Origin of the sequence: Pseudoalteromonas citrea (genome assembly GCF_000238375.3) — a bacterium.
Lineage (GTDB): Bacteria > Pseudomonadota > Gammaproteobacteria > Enterobacterales > Alteromonadaceae > Pseudoalteromonas > Pseudoalteromonas citrea.
In genome coordinates this window covers 567798-581441 of record NZ_AHBZ03000014.1, presented here as the reverse complement: position 1 = coordinate 581441, position 13644 = coordinate 567798, and the positions used below count along the sequence as shown (strand labels likewise).

The window sequence follows — 13644 nt, the reverse complement described above, 5'->3', positions numbered from 1 at the left end:
AGAACTTTATTTAATAAACCTAAAGATATTAGGTTACTCGACATTAGGAGCGTCGCTCCTAATTACATCATATGATAATTTCCAGGAGGGAAATATGCATATCAAAAGTATGTTACTGGTCACTTCTCTATTCTTTTGTACATCTAGTTTTACAGCAGAAAAAGTACCATCACTTCTTACACCAACATCACAAACAGATAATATTGAACATGCTAGGGCCATTAATATTAACTTAGCACATTTAGAAGAGCTTGCCGTGTTACCTGGTATTGGTAAGAAAAAGGCACAGGCAATTATTGACTATCGAACCAAACATGGCAATTTTTTTGATTTAGCATCACTGAGTCAAGTTAAAGGGATAGGACAGGGGATTATAGGTAAATTAGAAGGTAAAGTTACCTTTTAATAGATGACTTACAACACAAGCCTTAGCTGGCTTGTGTTGTATTTTGTTCTTTGAATGCTCTGATTGCTTTTTCAAGGTGTGGTTTAGCAAACCAGATATCAATAGGTGATGTTAAAAGAGGATAGAGAAGCCCAGCTACGAGTAATAAGGGAATGAGTATCCAGCCTTTAATATAGGCAAACATGATAAAAAAGGGGATCAATACACATAGTTTTGCGACTCTTAAAGATACTTTTTGTGTGGCTGACAGCTCAGCAATAGCCAATGCTAAGATCTGCTGTTTTTCTCTTAGCTTGTATGGGGTGAGTGCAGCGATTTGACTAAGTTTCCATGCAATCATGATTTTTGCCCTTTGTGTGACACAAGGTGACAAACCATCACGCCAATAAAACTGAGACTATAAAAAGCAAAGATCACTTCCATCCAATTAGGCATGCTCAAAGTTAAAAATTCCCAATCAATATTTCCACAATCACCCGTTGCGGCAAAAAAAGCAGGGAGCCACTCATGTAACGGTAAAAAAGCTGGGAAGTTCGGTACTATGTCACAAGTAAATGCAAAAGGATCTGTGGTTATCTGCATATACGTATGTTCACGCGCAATGAGCCAACCCCAGATACTGGCGATCCCCCAACATATTAATCCAGTACTTCTAACTAGTAGGTTATTTGGCCCGGCAAAGCCAATGACGCCTGCGAATAAAAGGCCCAACATCGCAGTTCTTTGATAAATACACATAATACATGGCTCTAACCCCATATTATATTGAAAAAACAAGGCGACAGCTTCAAATATAAAAGCACTCAGTGCAAGCAACCCCCAAGCTTTACGAGAGTAGGGTAAATTTGCCATCCAATTCATAATTCTTCCTATTATTTTTTATATATTATGTGTCATGAGAGGTAAGCACTGCAACCGTTGTCAGATAAATCTACACATGAATAAGCTGGTTTAGAGATCTTTGCTTGTTAGTTAGCAGGCATCTGGTACAATCAGTGGCTTATCAAAATGATGCAGTCGCATGTTTAACGAAGTGGTGTTAGATGAGAATTTTCAAAGCCAAAAGCCCAGCAGGATTTGCTGAGGAATATATTGTCGAATCAATTTGGAACGGTGAATTTCCACCGGGTTCTATCTTGCCTGCAGAACGTGAATTATCTGAGTTAATTGGTGTTACGCGAACTACGTTACGTGAAGTATTACAGCGTCTAGCGAGAGACGGCTGGTTAACTATTCAGCATGGCAAACCGACACGCGTTAATAACTTTTGGGAAACGTCTGGTCTGAATATCCTTGAGACATTAGCCCGTCTTGACGAAGATAAAATGCCAGAGCTGACAGATCAGTTGTTGTCTGCTCGCACAAATATTAGCGCGATATATACGCGTGCAGCTATTAAAGTTAATCCTGAGCAAGTTATAGAAATTTTGTCTAAGAGCGATGAATTAGAAGACTCTGCAGATGCATTCGCTGAATATGACTATCGCGTTCATCATCAGTTGGCTGCCGCTGGAAACAATCACATTTATGTATTAGTACTGAATGGTTTCAAAGGGCTGTATTCTAAAATTGGTGGACATTACTTCTCAGATGCACGCACTCGTGAATTAGCGCGTCAGTTTTATAAAGATTTAACGGTATTGGCCGAAAATAAAGATCATGATGGCGCTATCTCATTGGTGCGAAAGTATGGTCATCAAAGTGGTGAGATTTGGCTACAATTACGCGGCGATATGCCCGCAAATATAATGGACTAATTACTGTTTGATTTGAAAGCCTCGCACCGCGAGGCTTTTTTGTATCTGCGACTGTAATTAACCTCAGCTCTGGATAAGCGAATTTGCCCAATAAAGCTATTTTTCTCACTCTCGGCGTTGCTTTCATTTGTAATAGCCCGCTATTACAAATGAAAGCGCCTTGATATTGAGTAAAATATCATCATTGGATTGTACGTAAGTTTGTTTTCAAAACATTTTCTATTCCAAAACCCTTCTCCAAACCTGAGGTTAATTAACAGAGAGTGGGTTAGACAAAGTACATTCATAAAAATCGATTGCACCTATCGTTAAAATCGATTATCAATTTATCCCACAGACGCATACACTTAGGCAAATTTTTGATTGGGGTTGTTTTCTTGATTAACGCCTCAATATAAGCAGTAATAATGTAATGACGTCGTGTGAATGTATGCGACTCAATTGGATATAAACCTAACTATTTGGAGAATACAATGGGTGTATTAGTAGGCCGTCAGGCACCAGATTTTACAGCAGCAGCAGTATTAGGAAACGGTGAGATTGTAGATAGCTATAACCTACATGAGACTATTAAAGGCAAAAAAGCCGTTATCTTCTTTTACCCACTAGATTTCACTTTCGTATGTCCTTCAGAGCTAATCGCATTTGATAAGCGTTTTGAAGAGTTCCAAAAGCGCGGCGTTGAAGTGATTGGTGTTTCTATTGACTCACAGTTCTCACATAACGCATGGCGTAACACACCTGTAAACGAAGGTGGTATTGGTCCAGTTAAATACGCACTTGTTGCAGATGTTAAACATGAAATCTGTCAGGCGTATGACGTAGAGCACCCTGAAGCTGGTGTTGCTTTTCGTGGTTCATTCCTTATCGATGAAACTGGCAGCGTACGTCACCAAGTCGTTAATGACCTTCCACTAGGTCGTAACATCGATGAAATGCTACGTATGGTTGATGCATTAGCATTCCACAGTGAGCACGGTGAAGTATGTCCTGCTGGTTGGACTGAAGGTAAAGCTGGTATGGACGCAAGCCCTGAAGGTGTTGCTAAATTCCTATCTGAGAACGAAAGCGCACTATAATTCGCTTTAGTTTGATAACCCGCCATTTGGCGGGTTTTTTTATATATCATACCCGTCTCTTTTTACTGCTTTCGTTACTTTTTACGCTAATGTGGTGAATCTTAAATTAATTCTCTTCACTAACTCAACACTTACATATCCGATAAATAAACTAATGACTGGCAGTGCAAATAAGCTAATTAGCACGGTCTCATTTGTCATCGCGGTCACCTTTACTTGGCTCAAAGTTAGCAGTGTCATTGCTTTGCTTTTCTGATTCTTCTGATAAGGAAGCTACCACAGAGCGTAACGTCGCTGATTTAACTTCTTCAATTTGCGTAGAAATTATAGAGTTAATTTGACTCGATACTTCGTTGTATAACTCTGACGTTAACGTGTTAGCCTGAGTTGATACACTTGCGCTTAGAAGTATTGCTGTGATAGTAAGTTTGCTGAAAATAGTCATAACGATGTTCCTTTGTATATGTTATTTAATTAGTCGTATTAACTATTACAAAGGTTGTGCCAAACTTGATTTATTTTATATGTTATTGATATTTTTAGGGTTATTTGATTTCTGTTTTAAATGTAAAGATGACTGATTAATAAATTTAACCAGTCATCTGGTCAGTTTTACTAAATATTGGTTAATCTTGATCTAGTAGTTGGTAGATGAGCTTTTTGACCGTATCAGGCTCAAAAGGTTTATCGCACATTGCATTGACTCCAGATTGTGCAATGTTTGCTAAGTGTGTATCGTTAGCTTCTGAAGTCACCATTAATACCGGAATATGTGCATGCTCATCGCTGTTACGAATCGTTTCAGTAAGTTCTTGTCCATTTACTGAGGGCATATTGTAGTCTGTGACTATCAGGTCGAACATATGCTCTTGTAATATCTTAAGGGCATGGGCACCATCTTCAGCTTCACAAAAGCGCTGGGCACCGAGATTCGTAAGCACTCTGCGTATGTGATTGCGCGCAAGCCGAGAATCATCAACGATGAGAATACGTAAATCATGCACGTCATAAAGGTCTAGCTCTAGCTCTTGCGGTGCTAAAATGTCCAATGTGGCGTTAATTGCTCGACCTAAATGCACTTTATTAAATGGCTTAGGTAAGATAGCTATGACGCCAGACTGCTTAAATATTTCTAATTCAGCTTTTCGAGTTTCACTGGACACCAGCATAAAAGGGACGCCATGTTCACTAAGCTCGGTATTTATATATGCTTGCAGTTCTTGAGCTGTGCCATCACTAAAATACAGGCTAGAGATAACGAGATCCGGAATACTGGTGGCTAACATGGCTTTAGCGCTTTCAAGTGAATCAGCAAAGTCGATATTAGAGATGCCTTCTTCTTGCAGCTCTTTAGCAATAATCTTTCTTTGCGTGGCGGAAGGCTCGATAAGTAATATGGCTAGATCAGCACTGAGTAATTCGTTCATTGTAACCCTATTTTATTGCTTACTTAATATAAGTAAGTACTACATCAATAAGAATACAATATAACGTATTAGTAATACCCCAGCTAGAAAATTTACAGCTATTTTACAGAATTATTGTCAGTATTAGCGCCTAAACTCATCCGATTGAGGTAAATCGACTAAGATAAGCACCGCACCTTTACCGCCATATTCTAGCGGTGCTTGATGTATTGCTAATATATCCGGGTGCTGTACCAAATATTGTGGCACTTTATGCTTTAATACACGCTCACCGATACCATGCACAATACATGCACAGTAATAATGTTGTTTTTTACAAGCATGGATCAATGCGGCAAGTTCGTCTTTTGCGCGGTCTTTATTTAAGCCGTGCAAGTCAAGCATTAACTCTGGGGCAAAATCGCCTCGACGTAGTTGCTTAGCTAAATATTTGTCTGCACCAGGACGAACATAATTGACCGTTCCATGGGTATCAATATCTGGAATATATTCATCAGAAAAATAGAATTCCGCTTGATGTTGTTTGGTCTGTTCAGCGAGTGCTTCTCCCATGTGAGTTTTCACCGGTTTCTTAAAGCGTACGGTATCTTGTTTTATCTCTTTAGCGCCTGTAATCGATTGGCGGAATAAATTAAAATCATCTTCATCGGTCATAGAATTCACATCTTGCAGCATTTATTAGCGCATTCTAAATAAAAAAAGCGTAAAAACCTAGCGTAAAAACCGTTACAATAACCTTATTAAGTACCATTAAATTGAGACACGCAATGAGTGAATTACAGATCACCGAAGAGATTGCCGAAGAGGCGTATAGTGAATTATTGACCATCCAGGATTGGCTACGTTGGACTACGAGTCAATTTGTTAGTCATGGGTTATTCTTTGGGCATGGCACCGATAATGCGTGGGATGAAGCTGTTAGCCTAGTGTTGCCAATTTTGAACTTACCATTAGATGCGCCAACTGAGTTGATGCAAGCTAAGTTAACGCGTACCGAGAAAATTCGACTGATGAGTTATATTGTAGCAAGAGTCGAAGATAGAACACCTGTCCCTTATTTAACCAATCAAGCTTGGTTTGCAGGGTTACCATTTTATGTTGATGAGCGTGTATTGATCCCGCGCTCTCCATTTGCAGAATTGATAGATAGTAGATTTGCGCCATGGCTATCTGATTCTCAACCTGTTACGCGTATTTTAGATATGTGTACAGGGTCAGCATGTATTGCAATCGCACTCGCTAATAAATTTGATGATGCACAAGTCGACGCGGTCGATATTTCATATGATGCGCTGGAAGTGGCTAATATCAATATTAGCGAACATATGCTGTATGACCGAGTTTTTGCTATTCAGTCTGATGTATTTAGCGGCGTTCCAGGGCAAAAATACGACCTTATAGTGGCTAACCCTCCTTATGTTGATGCTGAAGACATGGAAGATTTACCTGATGAATTTCATCATGAGCCTGAACTTGGGTTGTCATCGGGAGATGATGGCTTAGATGTAACCCGCACTATTTTGATGGAGGCTGCTGAGCACTTAACAGATCAGGGCCTATTATTTGTCGAGGTGGGTAATTCTATGGTACATATGGATGCTTTATATCCAGAGGCGCCTTTTACTTGGCTTGATTTTGAGCGTGGTGGCCTTGGGGTATTTATGATCTCGAAACAGCAATTAGTTGAGTACTTTAATCGCTAAGGCTGATTAAACGCTAGAGCTGATTTGGTAACACAGCAGCGCTAGGCAATGTCATTTGGAATGAGGAGGAGTAATGGCAGGTAACAGTATAGGACAGCTATTCAAAGTAAGTACATTTGGTGAAAGTCATGGTCTTGCTTTAGGCGGTGTAGTGGATGGTGTGCCAGCAGGCTTAGAGCTGTGCGAAGCAGATCTGCAGTTTGACTTAGATAGGCGTAAGCCTGGTCAAAGCAGATATACCACACAACGACGCGAAGGCGATGAAATTAAAATTCTTTCTGGTGTCTTCGAAGGCAAGACAACGGGCACGAGTATCGGTTTATTAATTGAAAATACGGATCAACGTTCAAAAGATTATGGAAAAATAGCTGAAACGTTTAGACCGGGCCATGGGGACTATACGTACTGGCATAAGTATGGACATCGAGATTATCGAGGGGGTGGACGTTCATCTGCTCGAGAAACCGCTATTCGTGTTGCCGCAGGTGGCATTGCAAAAAAATATTTAAAGCAGGTACATGGGATTGAGGTTAACGCATGTTTATCTCAACTTGGTCCTATCAGTGCTGAGCAGTTTGACTGGTTACAAGTAGAGCATAATCCGTTTTTCTTTCCCGATCCGACTAAATTGGATGCACTCGATGAATATATGCGAGATCTTAAAAAGCAAGGTGACTCGGTTGGAGCTAAAGTAACGGTTGTTGCTAAAAATGTGCCAGTTGGTTTAGGTGAGCCTGTTTTTGATAGATTAGACGCTGAGCTGGCGCACTCATTGATGAGTATTAATGCTGTTAAAGGGGTTGAGATTGGCGATGGCTTTGACTGTATTACGCAAAAAGGCTCTGAGCACCGCGATGAATTAACCCCAGAGGGTTTTACAAGTAATCATGCTGGTGGGGTACTTGCTGGTATTTCGACAGGGCAAGAAATTGTTGCGTCTATTGCGTTGAAACCAACGTCTAGTATTACAATACCAGGCCAAAGTATTAATACGTCAAACGAATCCGTAGAGATTGTTACCAAAGGTCGACATGATCCGTGTGTCGGTATTCGTGCTATTCCTATTGCTGAAGCAATGGTGGCCATTACTTTAATGGATCATGTATTACGCCAGCGTGGGCAAAACCCCAATGTTAATTTGGCTCATGGGCCAATTAAAGGCCAAATAGATTAATAATTTTTGATACTACTACATTGTGGCGTATTACTTGCTGGTCTCTTTCTAGGTAAATAAGGAGATCAGCATGTTATTGTTCAGAAGCACCACAGAATCAAGCTTCCAAGTGAAGCAAGCCCCTCAGAGTGAAAAAAGCCAGCCACAAGCGCCACAAGAGCGGCAAGAATTTGCCAAAGAGATGGCAACTTATACGCCCTCCGAAATGACAAAGTCACTCCAAAACAAAAATGTCTCGGTTTACTCAAAAGATGACTCATTCTTAGGTCAAATGAAAGAAGCCTTACTGTTAAATCGGATGGGGGTCAGTAAAGAAAAGGTAGATGAGTTGCGTGCAAAACTGGATGAGCTCGATAAATTACTTGCTAATGGCACTATTTCTCAAGAAGAATACCAAGAGCAACGGGAACTAATAGAAAAGGAAATGACTGAAGAATATCAAAAAGGCGCTGAGCGCGAAAAAGATAAGCCACTGGGTGGGGAAGAGGACATTACTTAAAGCTGCTAATGACAGCGCTTCGTATCGTGGATTATAGGCGTATCTATAATATAGCCGCATGGTGTTTGCGGCCATATTTAGGGTGTATGAAGTTAGTACATTATGTTAACTGTGATATTTTTCGCATGCTTCAAGCGTATTTTCAATTAAGCTTGCAACTGTCATCGGGCCAACACCACCAGGAACAGGTGTTATAAAGCTTGCTTGCTGCTCGGCGACATCATATTGCACGTCACCAACTAATTTGCCCGACTCTAATCGGTTAATACCCACATCAATAACCATTGCACCTTCTTTCACCCAGTCACCAGGGATAAACTCAGGTTTACCTACCGCAACAACTAATAGATCAGCGCGTCGTACATGTGCTTCTAAATCTTTAGTGAATTTATGACATACTGTTGTTGTACAGCCAGCTAATAATAGCTCTAGAGACATAGGGCGACCAACTATGTTGGATGCACCCACCACGACAGCGTGCATACCTTTATAGCGCACGCCTGTAGAATCGAGCAGCGTAATGATCCCTTTAGGTGTACACGGGCGCAGCGCAGGCATACGTTGTGCTAGTCTGCCAATGTTATATGGGTGAAACCCGTCAACATCTTTATGCGGGTGAATACGTTCTAATACTTTTTCTGCATCTAAGTTTTCTGGCAAGGGGAGTTGTACCAAAATGCCATCTACCTCAGGGTCATTGTTCAATGAGTCAACAAGCTCTAACAATTGCGCTTCGCTGGTATCGCCTGGAAGGTCGAAAGATTTAGATATAAAGCCAACTTCATCGCAGGCTTTACGTTTAGAGCCTACATAAACTTGGCTTGCCGGATCTTGACCGACGAGGACTACTGCAAGTCCTGGTGCCCGCAGGCCTTGCTCTATTCTTTGTTCTACACGTTTCGTGACTGTGTTACGAACCTGTTTGGCGATAGCCTTACCATCTATGATGTTTGCCGTCATGGTTGACCTTTATTAGGAGTTAAAAACTTGAACGATAAAGAGCGTAAAGGGGTTGCTCTGAAATTGCCACTGAATATTAGTGAAGCAATGTAAGTATTTTCTCATAAAAAGCATGACTGGGCCAAGGAACAATCAAAACAAAGCAACTTTAATATAAGTAGATATTCAGAGAAACATCAAAAACTGTATAATTTTCAGCAAACTGATCCAAAAATTGTACTTTTTGAGGTAAAAGTAGGCAGTTGGAATGTTTTTTTAAAAAAGTGTTTGACCTACCTCGGTCAAATCACTATTATGCACCCCGTTGTCAACGAGGACTCTCCGAAACAACAAAAATGGTAACGGCGATTAGCGCAGTTTGGTAGCGCACTTGGTTTGGGTCCAAGGGGTCGCAGGTTCAAATCCTGCATCGCCGACCACTTTCTCTCTTTTATTTTAAAGAGAAAGTAAGGAAGAACATGGTTCTGACGATGCGCCCGTAGCTCAGCTGGATAGAGCAACGCCCTTCTAAGGCGTTGGTCGAAGGTTCGAATCCTTCCGGGTGCGCCATTTTAAAATTAGTAAGACTCTATGTAGTGGCGGCTGTAGCTCAGTTGGTAGAGCCCTGGATTGTGATTCCGGTTGTCGTGGGTTCGAGCCCCATCAGTCGCCCCATCTACATTGAAAATATAAAGTCGGCGATTAGCGCAGTTTGGTAGCGCACTTGGTTTGGGTCCAAGGGGTCGCAGGTTCAAATCCTGCATCGCCGACCACTTTTCAAAAAACAGCTTTATATTATCGGCGATTAGCGCAGTTTGGTAGCGCACTTGGTTTGGGTCCAAGGGGTCGCAGGTTCAAATCCTGCATCGCCGACCATCTCCCCATAAATTTCAAAATTCATCTTATTCAATCATATTTTAACCACTTAACTCTTTATTCCTTATTAATTTCTTTTCATGACTCGACTATCGAATTTTATAGGTTATAATGCCGCGTCTATTATTAAACATAGCGCCCAGTAAGGGCAGGCAGCAAGGGTCACTCCTGTAATTAGTCTTTAAGCGAAGTTTCGTTTTTAGCATAATTTTGACAGGGTGGATCACTTGTTTGTAAGGAAGGCGCGTTGTCGCCCAAAATTGAAGATTGAGGTAAATCATGCAAGTTTCTGTTGAGACGACTCAAGGCCTTGAGCGCCGTCTGACTATCACCGTTCCTGCAGAGAACGTTGAGACTGAAGTTAAAAAACGCTTACAACAACTGTCAAAAACTCAGCGTATCGACGGTTTCCGTCCTGGTAAAGTACCAGTGTCTGTGATCACAAAGCGTTTTGGTGCTGCAGTGCGTCAAGAAGTTGCAGGCGATATCATGCAACGTAACTATATTGATGCAATTGTTGCTGAAAAAATCAACCCAGCCGGTGCACCAACTTTTGCACCTAAGTCATTAGAAGCTGGTAAAGATCTTGAATTCGATGCAACATTTGAAGTATACCCAGAAGTAGCGATTAAAGATCTAGACAAAATCGCTGTTGAAAAGCCAGTTGTTGACGTAACTGATGCAGACCTAGCAAATATGCTAGAAACGCTTCGTAAGCAACATGCTGATTGGGCAGAAAGCGATGCAGCTGCTGGTGAAAACGACCGTGTAACAGTTGATTTCGTTGGTACTGTAGATGGTGAAGTATTTGAAGGTGGAAAAGCTGAAGACTTCCCACTTGAGCTTGGACAAGGTCGTATGATCCCAGGTTTCGAAGACAACATCATTGGTAAAAAAGCGGGCGAAGAAGTTGTTGCTGACGTAACATTCCCTGAAGAATACCATGCAGAAAACCTAAAAGGTAAGCCTGCACAGTTCACGATCACTGTTAAGAAAGTAGAAGTTCAAGAACTTCCAGAGCTTAATGATGAGTTTTCAGTGAAGTTTGGTGTTGCTGAAGGTGGTGTTGACGCACTTAAAGAAGAAGTGAAGAAAAACATGACGCGTGAACTTTCTCAAGCTGTTAAAGCTAATGTGAAAGATCAAGCTATCAAAGGTCTTCTTGAGCACAACGAAACAGACGTGCCAAAAGCACTCGTAGATCAAGAAATTGATGCACTACGTCAACAAGCGGCTCAACGCTTTGGTGGCAACGCGCAAAATATGCCTGAGCTACCAGCTGAATTGTTCCATGAACAAGCTGTAACGCGTGTTAAAACTGGCCTATTACTAGGTGAAGTTATTAAAGCAAACGAGATCACAGTAGATGATGCAAAAGTTGAAGAGTTAATTGCAACTGTTGCCTCTGCATACGAAGATCCAACTGAAGTTGTTGCCTACTACAAAGGCAATGAACAGATGATGCAACAAATGCGTAACGTAGCAATGGAAGAGCAAGCCGTTGAGTCTATTTTAGCTGCTGCATCTGTTACTGACGTTGAGAAAGCGTTTGATGACATCATGAATCCTCAGCAAGGTGCGTAATAAGTCATTGACTTAACGCTAAGCTAACGATTTAATGGCTCGTGACATTCTGCAAATTTGCAGCGTGTCCGAGCCTTTTTAGTTTTTAGGCTACCAAGACCAACCAATTCGCAGCACTATCCAAAGTATCGCTGCGCATAAGGAATGAAAAATATGAACGACGGTATGATCGATCCTTTCAATGCATTAGTACCTATGGTTGTTGAGCAAACAGCTAAAGGTGAGCGCTCTTTTGATATATTTTCACGTTTGTTAAAAGAACGTATTATTTTCTTAACTGGACAAGTTGAAGATCAAATGGCTAATTTGATTGTAGCTCAGCTATTATTCTTGGAATCAGAGAGCCCTGATAAAGACATTTTCTTGTATATCAATTCACCAGGTGGTTCAGTCACTGCGGGGATGTCGATATACGACACGATGAACTTTATCAAACCAGATGTTAGTACGGTGTGTGTTGGTCAAGCGGCAAGCATGGGCGCATTTTTATTATCAGGTGGTGCGAAGGGTAAGCGATATTGTTTGCCAAATTCGCGCGTGATGATCCATCAGCCATTAGGTGGCTTCCAGGGTCAGGCATCTGATTTTGAAATCCATGCGAAAGAAATTTTGTCTATTAAGGAAAAACTGAATAGATTAATGGCTGAACACACTGGGCAGCCTTATGAAGTGCTAGCAGGTGATACTGACCGAGATAATTTCATGAATGCGCATGAAGCAGTGGAATATGGTCTTATTGATGCAGTTCATACGCGTCGAGAACTTAAATAAACAAATAAGGAATGCGATGTTATCGCAATCCCGACTATGCCAAATTGAAAAATATTTGGTATAGTGAAGACATTGTAGATGGTTATCTAACGGGATAACTAATAGAAAATGAGGTAGCTGAATGTCCGACACTCCAACAGACGGCGACAAAAGTAACAAACTCTTATATTGTTCGTTTTGCGGTAAGAGCCAACATGAAGTACGTAAGTTAATTGCGGGACCTTCTGTTTATATTTGTGATGAATGCGTTGATCTGTGTAACGACATTATTCGTGAAGAAATTAAAGATATTGCGCCGAAGCATGACGCAGCAGATAAATTACCAGTGCCAAAAGAAATTCGTAATCATTTAGATGATTACGTTATCGGGCAAGAGCACGCAAAAAAAGTGCTGTCTGTTGCAGTATATAACCACTATAAGCGCTTGAAGAACCAAGGTTCTGCCAAAGGTGATGTTGAACTTAGCAAAAGTAACATTCTTTTGATAGGTCCAACAGGTAGTGGTAAGACATTACTAGCAGAGACACTTGCGAGGTTGCTGGATGTGCCATTTACTATGGCAGATGCTACTACATTAACCGAAGCGGGTTATGTGGGGGAAGATGTTGAGAATATTATCCAAAAACTTCTCCAAAAATGTGACTATGACGTTGAAAAAGCACAACGTGGTATTGTTTACATTGATGAAATCGATAAGATTTCAAGAAAGTCTGATAACCCATCTATCACCAGAGATGTGTCTGGTGAAGGTGTACAACAAGCACTATTGAAACTAATTGAAGGGACTGTTGCTTCAGTACCACCACAAGGTGGCCGTAAGCATCCGCAACAAGAGTTTTTGCAGGTTGATACATCTAAGATATTGTTTATTTGCGGTGGTGCATTTGCAGGATTAGATAAGGTTATCGACCAACGTAGCCATAAAAATGCCGGGATTGGATTTGGCGCGCAAGTCAAGTCTGAAGACTCTTCACGTTCTTTAAGTGAAACGTTTAAAGATGTAGAGCCAGAAGATCTTGTTAAATATGGTTTGATCCCAGAGTTTATTGGTCGTCTACCTGTTGTGGCAACACTCACAGAGCTTGATGAAGATGCGTTAATTCAAATACTGAACGAACCAAAGAACGCACTAACTAAACAGTTCGCTAAGTTGTTCCAAATGGAAGATGTTGACTTGGAGTTCCGTGAAGATGCACTCAAGGCGATTGCTCATAAAGCCATGGAGCGTAAAACAGGTGCACGTGGTCTGCGTTCAATAGTTGAAGGTGTGTTGCTTAATACTATGTATGAACTGCCATCAATTGACAATGTCAGTAAGGTGGTTGTTGATGAAACAGTAATAAAGGGTGAATCAGACCCTATCTTGATTTATGAAAATAGTGGTCAAGATAAAGCTGTCTCAGAGTAGTATTACCATTTTAAAAAAAGG

The 13644-nt window shown here is 41.0% G+C and carries 15 protein-coding genes and 5 tRNA genes; 14 read left to right on the top strand and 6 right to left on the bottom strand.

Annotated elements, in window-relative coordinates:
* The first annotated feature begins 94 nt into the window (after nucleotides 1-94).
* Nucleotides 95-406 carry a ComEA family DNA-binding protein gene (locus PCIT_RS05925; protein WP_010362238.1) on the top strand — a complete coding sequence of 104 codons (312 nt, stop codon included), beginning with the start codon at nucleotides 95-97 and terminating at the stop codon, nucleotides 404-406.
* A 22-nt stretch (nucleotides 407-428) separates the two neighbouring features.
* On the opposite strand, the gene PCIT_RS05920 is transcribed toward PCIT_RS05925, so the two are convergent.
* Together PCIT_RS05920 and dsbB are read right to left on the bottom strand one after the other, a co-directional pair.
* A complete protein-coding gene (locus PCIT_RS05920) occupies nucleotides 429-746 on the bottom strand; it encodes a hypothetical protein (RefSeq protein ID WP_010362237.1) in 318 nt (105 codons plus the stop codon).
* Nucleotides 743-1267: a disulfide bond formation protein DsbB gene (gene dsbB / locus PCIT_RS05915; RefSeq protein ID WP_010362236.1), complete on the bottom strand. Its 525-nt coding sequence runs from the start codon at nucleotides 1265-1267 to the stop codon at nucleotides 743-745. The genes PCIT_RS05920 and dsbB overlap by 4 nt, the downstream gene beginning before the upstream one ends.
* 182 nt (nucleotides 1268-1449) lie before the next feature.
* On the opposite strand from dsbB, the gene fadR reads away from it, so the two are divergent.
* Both fadR and PCIT_RS05905 read left to right on the top strand, forming a co-directional pair.
* On the top strand, nucleotides 1450-2163 hold the full coding sequence (fadR, locus tag PCIT_RS05910) for a fatty acid metabolism transcriptional regulator FadR (RefSeq protein WP_010362235.1): 714 nt from the start codon (nucleotides 1450-1452) through the stop codon (nucleotides 2161-2163).
* Between the two features lie 473 nt (nucleotides 2164-2636).
* On the top strand, nucleotides 2637-3242 hold the full coding sequence (locus PCIT_RS05905) for a peroxiredoxin C (protein ID WP_010362234.1): 606 nt from the start codon (nucleotides 2637-2639) through the stop codon (nucleotides 3240-3242).
* A gap of 190 nt (nucleotides 3243-3432) precedes the next feature.
* Here the strand turns inward: PCIT_RS05905 and PCIT_RS05900 are convergent, their stop codons facing one another.
* From PCIT_RS05900 to smrB, 3 genes are all read right to left on the bottom strand, one after another.
* Complete coding sequence (locus PCIT_RS05900; protein WP_010362233.1) at nucleotides 3433-3687, bottom strand: hypothetical protein; 255 nt, start codon at nucleotides 3685-3687, stop codon at nucleotides 3433-3435.
* Between the two features lie 181 nt (nucleotides 3688-3868).
* A complete protein-coding gene (locus PCIT_RS05895) occupies nucleotides 3869-4669 on the bottom strand; it encodes a response regulator (protein ID WP_010362232.1) in 801 nt (266 codons plus the stop codon).
* A gap of 123 nt (nucleotides 4670-4792) precedes the next feature.
* Entirely contained in the window at nucleotides 4793-5344 is a 552-nt protein-coding gene (gene smrB / locus PCIT_RS05890; protein WP_010362231.1) for an endonuclease SmrB, read from the bottom strand.
* A gap of 92 nt (nucleotides 5345-5436) precedes the next feature.
* Between smrB and prmB the strand changes: the two genes are divergently transcribed.
* The 3 genes from prmB to PCIT_RS05875 all read left to right on the top strand — a co-directional run bounded on the left by prmB (nucleotide 5437) and on the right by PCIT_RS05875 (nucleotide 8045).
* Nucleotides 5437-6372 carry a 50S ribosomal protein L3 N(5)-glutamine methyltransferase gene (gene prmB / locus PCIT_RS05885; RefSeq protein WP_010362230.1) on the top strand — a complete coding sequence of 312 codons (936 nt, stop codon included), beginning with the start codon at nucleotides 5437-5439 and terminating at the stop codon, nucleotides 6370-6372.
* Between the two features lie 73 nt (nucleotides 6373-6445).
* The gene (gene aroC / locus PCIT_RS05880) at nucleotides 6446-7546 is read left to right on the top strand and encodes a chorismate synthase (RefSeq protein WP_010362229.1); all 1101 of its coding nucleotides are present in this window, start codon (nucleotides 6446-6448) and stop codon (nucleotides 7544-7546) included.
* A gap of 70 nt (nucleotides 7547-7616) precedes the next feature.
* Nucleotides 7617-8045 carry an SHOCT domain-containing protein gene (locus PCIT_RS05875; RefSeq protein WP_010362228.1) on the top strand — a complete coding sequence of 143 codons (429 nt, stop codon included), beginning with the start codon at nucleotides 7617-7619 and terminating at the stop codon, nucleotides 8043-8045.
* Nucleotides 8046-8150: 105 nt separating this feature from the next.
* On the opposite strand, the gene folD is transcribed toward PCIT_RS05875, so the two are convergent.
* A complete protein-coding gene (folD, locus tag PCIT_RS05870; protein ID WP_010362227.1) occupies nucleotides 8151-9005 on the bottom strand; it encodes a bifunctional methylenetetrahydrofolate dehydrogenase/methenyltetrahydrofolate cyclohydrolase FolD in 855 nt (284 codons plus the stop codon).
* A 342-nt stretch (nucleotides 9006-9347) separates the two neighbouring features.
* Here folD and PCIT_RS05865 point away from each other — a divergent pair.
* The 8 genes from PCIT_RS05865 (at nucleotide 9348) to clpX (ending at nucleotide 13623) form a co-directional block, all read left to right on the top strand.
* A tRNA-Pro gene (locus PCIT_RS05865) sits at nucleotides 9348-9424 on the top strand.
* Nucleotides 9425-9477: 53 nt separating this feature from the next.
* A tRNA-Arg gene (locus tag PCIT_RS05860) sits at nucleotides 9478-9554 on the top strand.
* Between the two features lie 29 nt (nucleotides 9555-9583).
* Nucleotides 9584-9659, top strand: a tRNA-His gene (locus tag PCIT_RS05855).
* A gap of 21 nt (nucleotides 9660-9680) precedes the next feature.
* Nucleotides 9681-9757: transfer RNA gene (locus tag PCIT_RS05850), tRNA-Pro, on the top strand.
* Nucleotides 9758-9783: 26 nt separating this feature from the next.
* A tRNA-Pro gene (locus tag PCIT_RS05845) sits at nucleotides 9784-9860 on the top strand.
* 279 nt (nucleotides 9861-10139) lie between these two features.
* Complete coding sequence (tig, locus tag PCIT_RS05840) at nucleotides 10140-11444, top strand: trigger factor (RefSeq protein WP_010362226.1); 1305 nt, start codon at nucleotides 10140-10142, stop codon at nucleotides 11442-11444.
* Nucleotides 11445-11597: 153 nt separating this feature from the next.
* Complete coding sequence (gene clpP, locus PCIT_RS05835) at nucleotides 11598-12215, top strand: ATP-dependent Clp endopeptidase proteolytic subunit ClpP (RefSeq protein WP_010362225.1); 618 nt, start codon at nucleotides 11598-11600, stop codon at nucleotides 12213-12215.
* A gap of 121 nt (nucleotides 12216-12336) precedes the next feature.
* The gene (clpX, locus tag PCIT_RS05830; protein WP_010362224.1) at nucleotides 12337-13623 is read left to right on the top strand and encodes an ATP-dependent protease ATP-binding subunit ClpX; all 1287 of its coding nucleotides are present in this window, start codon (nucleotides 12337-12339) and stop codon (nucleotides 13621-13623) included.
* The last annotated feature ends 21 nt before the right edge of the window (nucleotides 13624-13644 follow it).

Coding starts and splice junctions, on each gene's coding strand:
- dsbB (WP_010362236.1), bottom strand. CDS start 1,267: ATGAATTGGATGGCAAATTTACCCTACTCTCGTAAAGCTTGGGGGTTG.
- smrB (WP_010362231.1), bottom strand. CDS start 5,344: ATGCTGCAAGATGTGAATTCTATGACCGATGAAGATGATTTTAATTTA.
- PCIT_RS05900 (WP_010362233.1), bottom strand. CDS start 3,687: ATGACTATTTTCAGCAAACTTACTATCACAGCAATACTTCTAAGCGCA.
- fadR (WP_010362235.1), top strand. CDS start 1,450: ATGAGAATTTTCAAAGCCAAAAGCCCAGCAGGATTTGCTGAGGAATAT.
- tig (WP_010362226.1), top strand. CDS start 10,140: ATGCAAGTTTCTGTTGAGACGACTCAAGGCCTTGAGCGCCGTCTGACT.
- aroC (WP_010362229.1), top strand. CDS start 6,446: ATGGCAGGTAACAGTATAGGACAGCTATTCAAAGTAAGTACATTTGGT.
- clpP (WP_010362225.1), top strand. CDS start 11,598: ATGAACGACGGTATGATCGATCCTTTCAATGCATTAGTACCTATGGTT.
- PCIT_RS05875 (WP_010362228.1), top strand. CDS start 7,617: ATGTTATTGTTCAGAAGCACCACAGAATCAAGCTTCCAAGTGAAGCAA.
- PCIT_RS05925 (WP_010362238.1), top strand. CDS start 95: ATGCATATCAAAAGTATGTTACTGGTCACTTCTCTATTCTTTTGTACA.
- clpX (WP_010362224.1), top strand. CDS start 12,337: ATGTCCGACACTCCAACAGACGGCGACAAAAGTAACAAACTCTTATAT.
- PCIT_RS05920 (WP_010362237.1), bottom strand. CDS start 746: ATGATTGCATGGAAACTTAGTCAAATCGCTGCACTCACCCCATACAAG.
- PCIT_RS05895 (WP_010362232.1), bottom strand. CDS start 4,669: ATGAACGAATTACTCAGTGCTGATCTAGCCATATTACTTATCGAGCCT.
- prmB (WP_010362230.1), top strand. CDS start 5,437: ATGAGTGAATTACAGATCACCGAAGAGATTGCCGAAGAGGCGTATAGT.
- folD (WP_010362227.1), bottom strand. CDS start 9,005: ATGACGGCAAACATCATAGATGGTAAGGCTATCGCCAAACAGGTTCGT.
- PCIT_RS05905 (WP_010362234.1), top strand. CDS start 2,637: ATGGGTGTATTAGTAGGCCGTCAGGCACCAGATTTTACAGCAGCAGCA.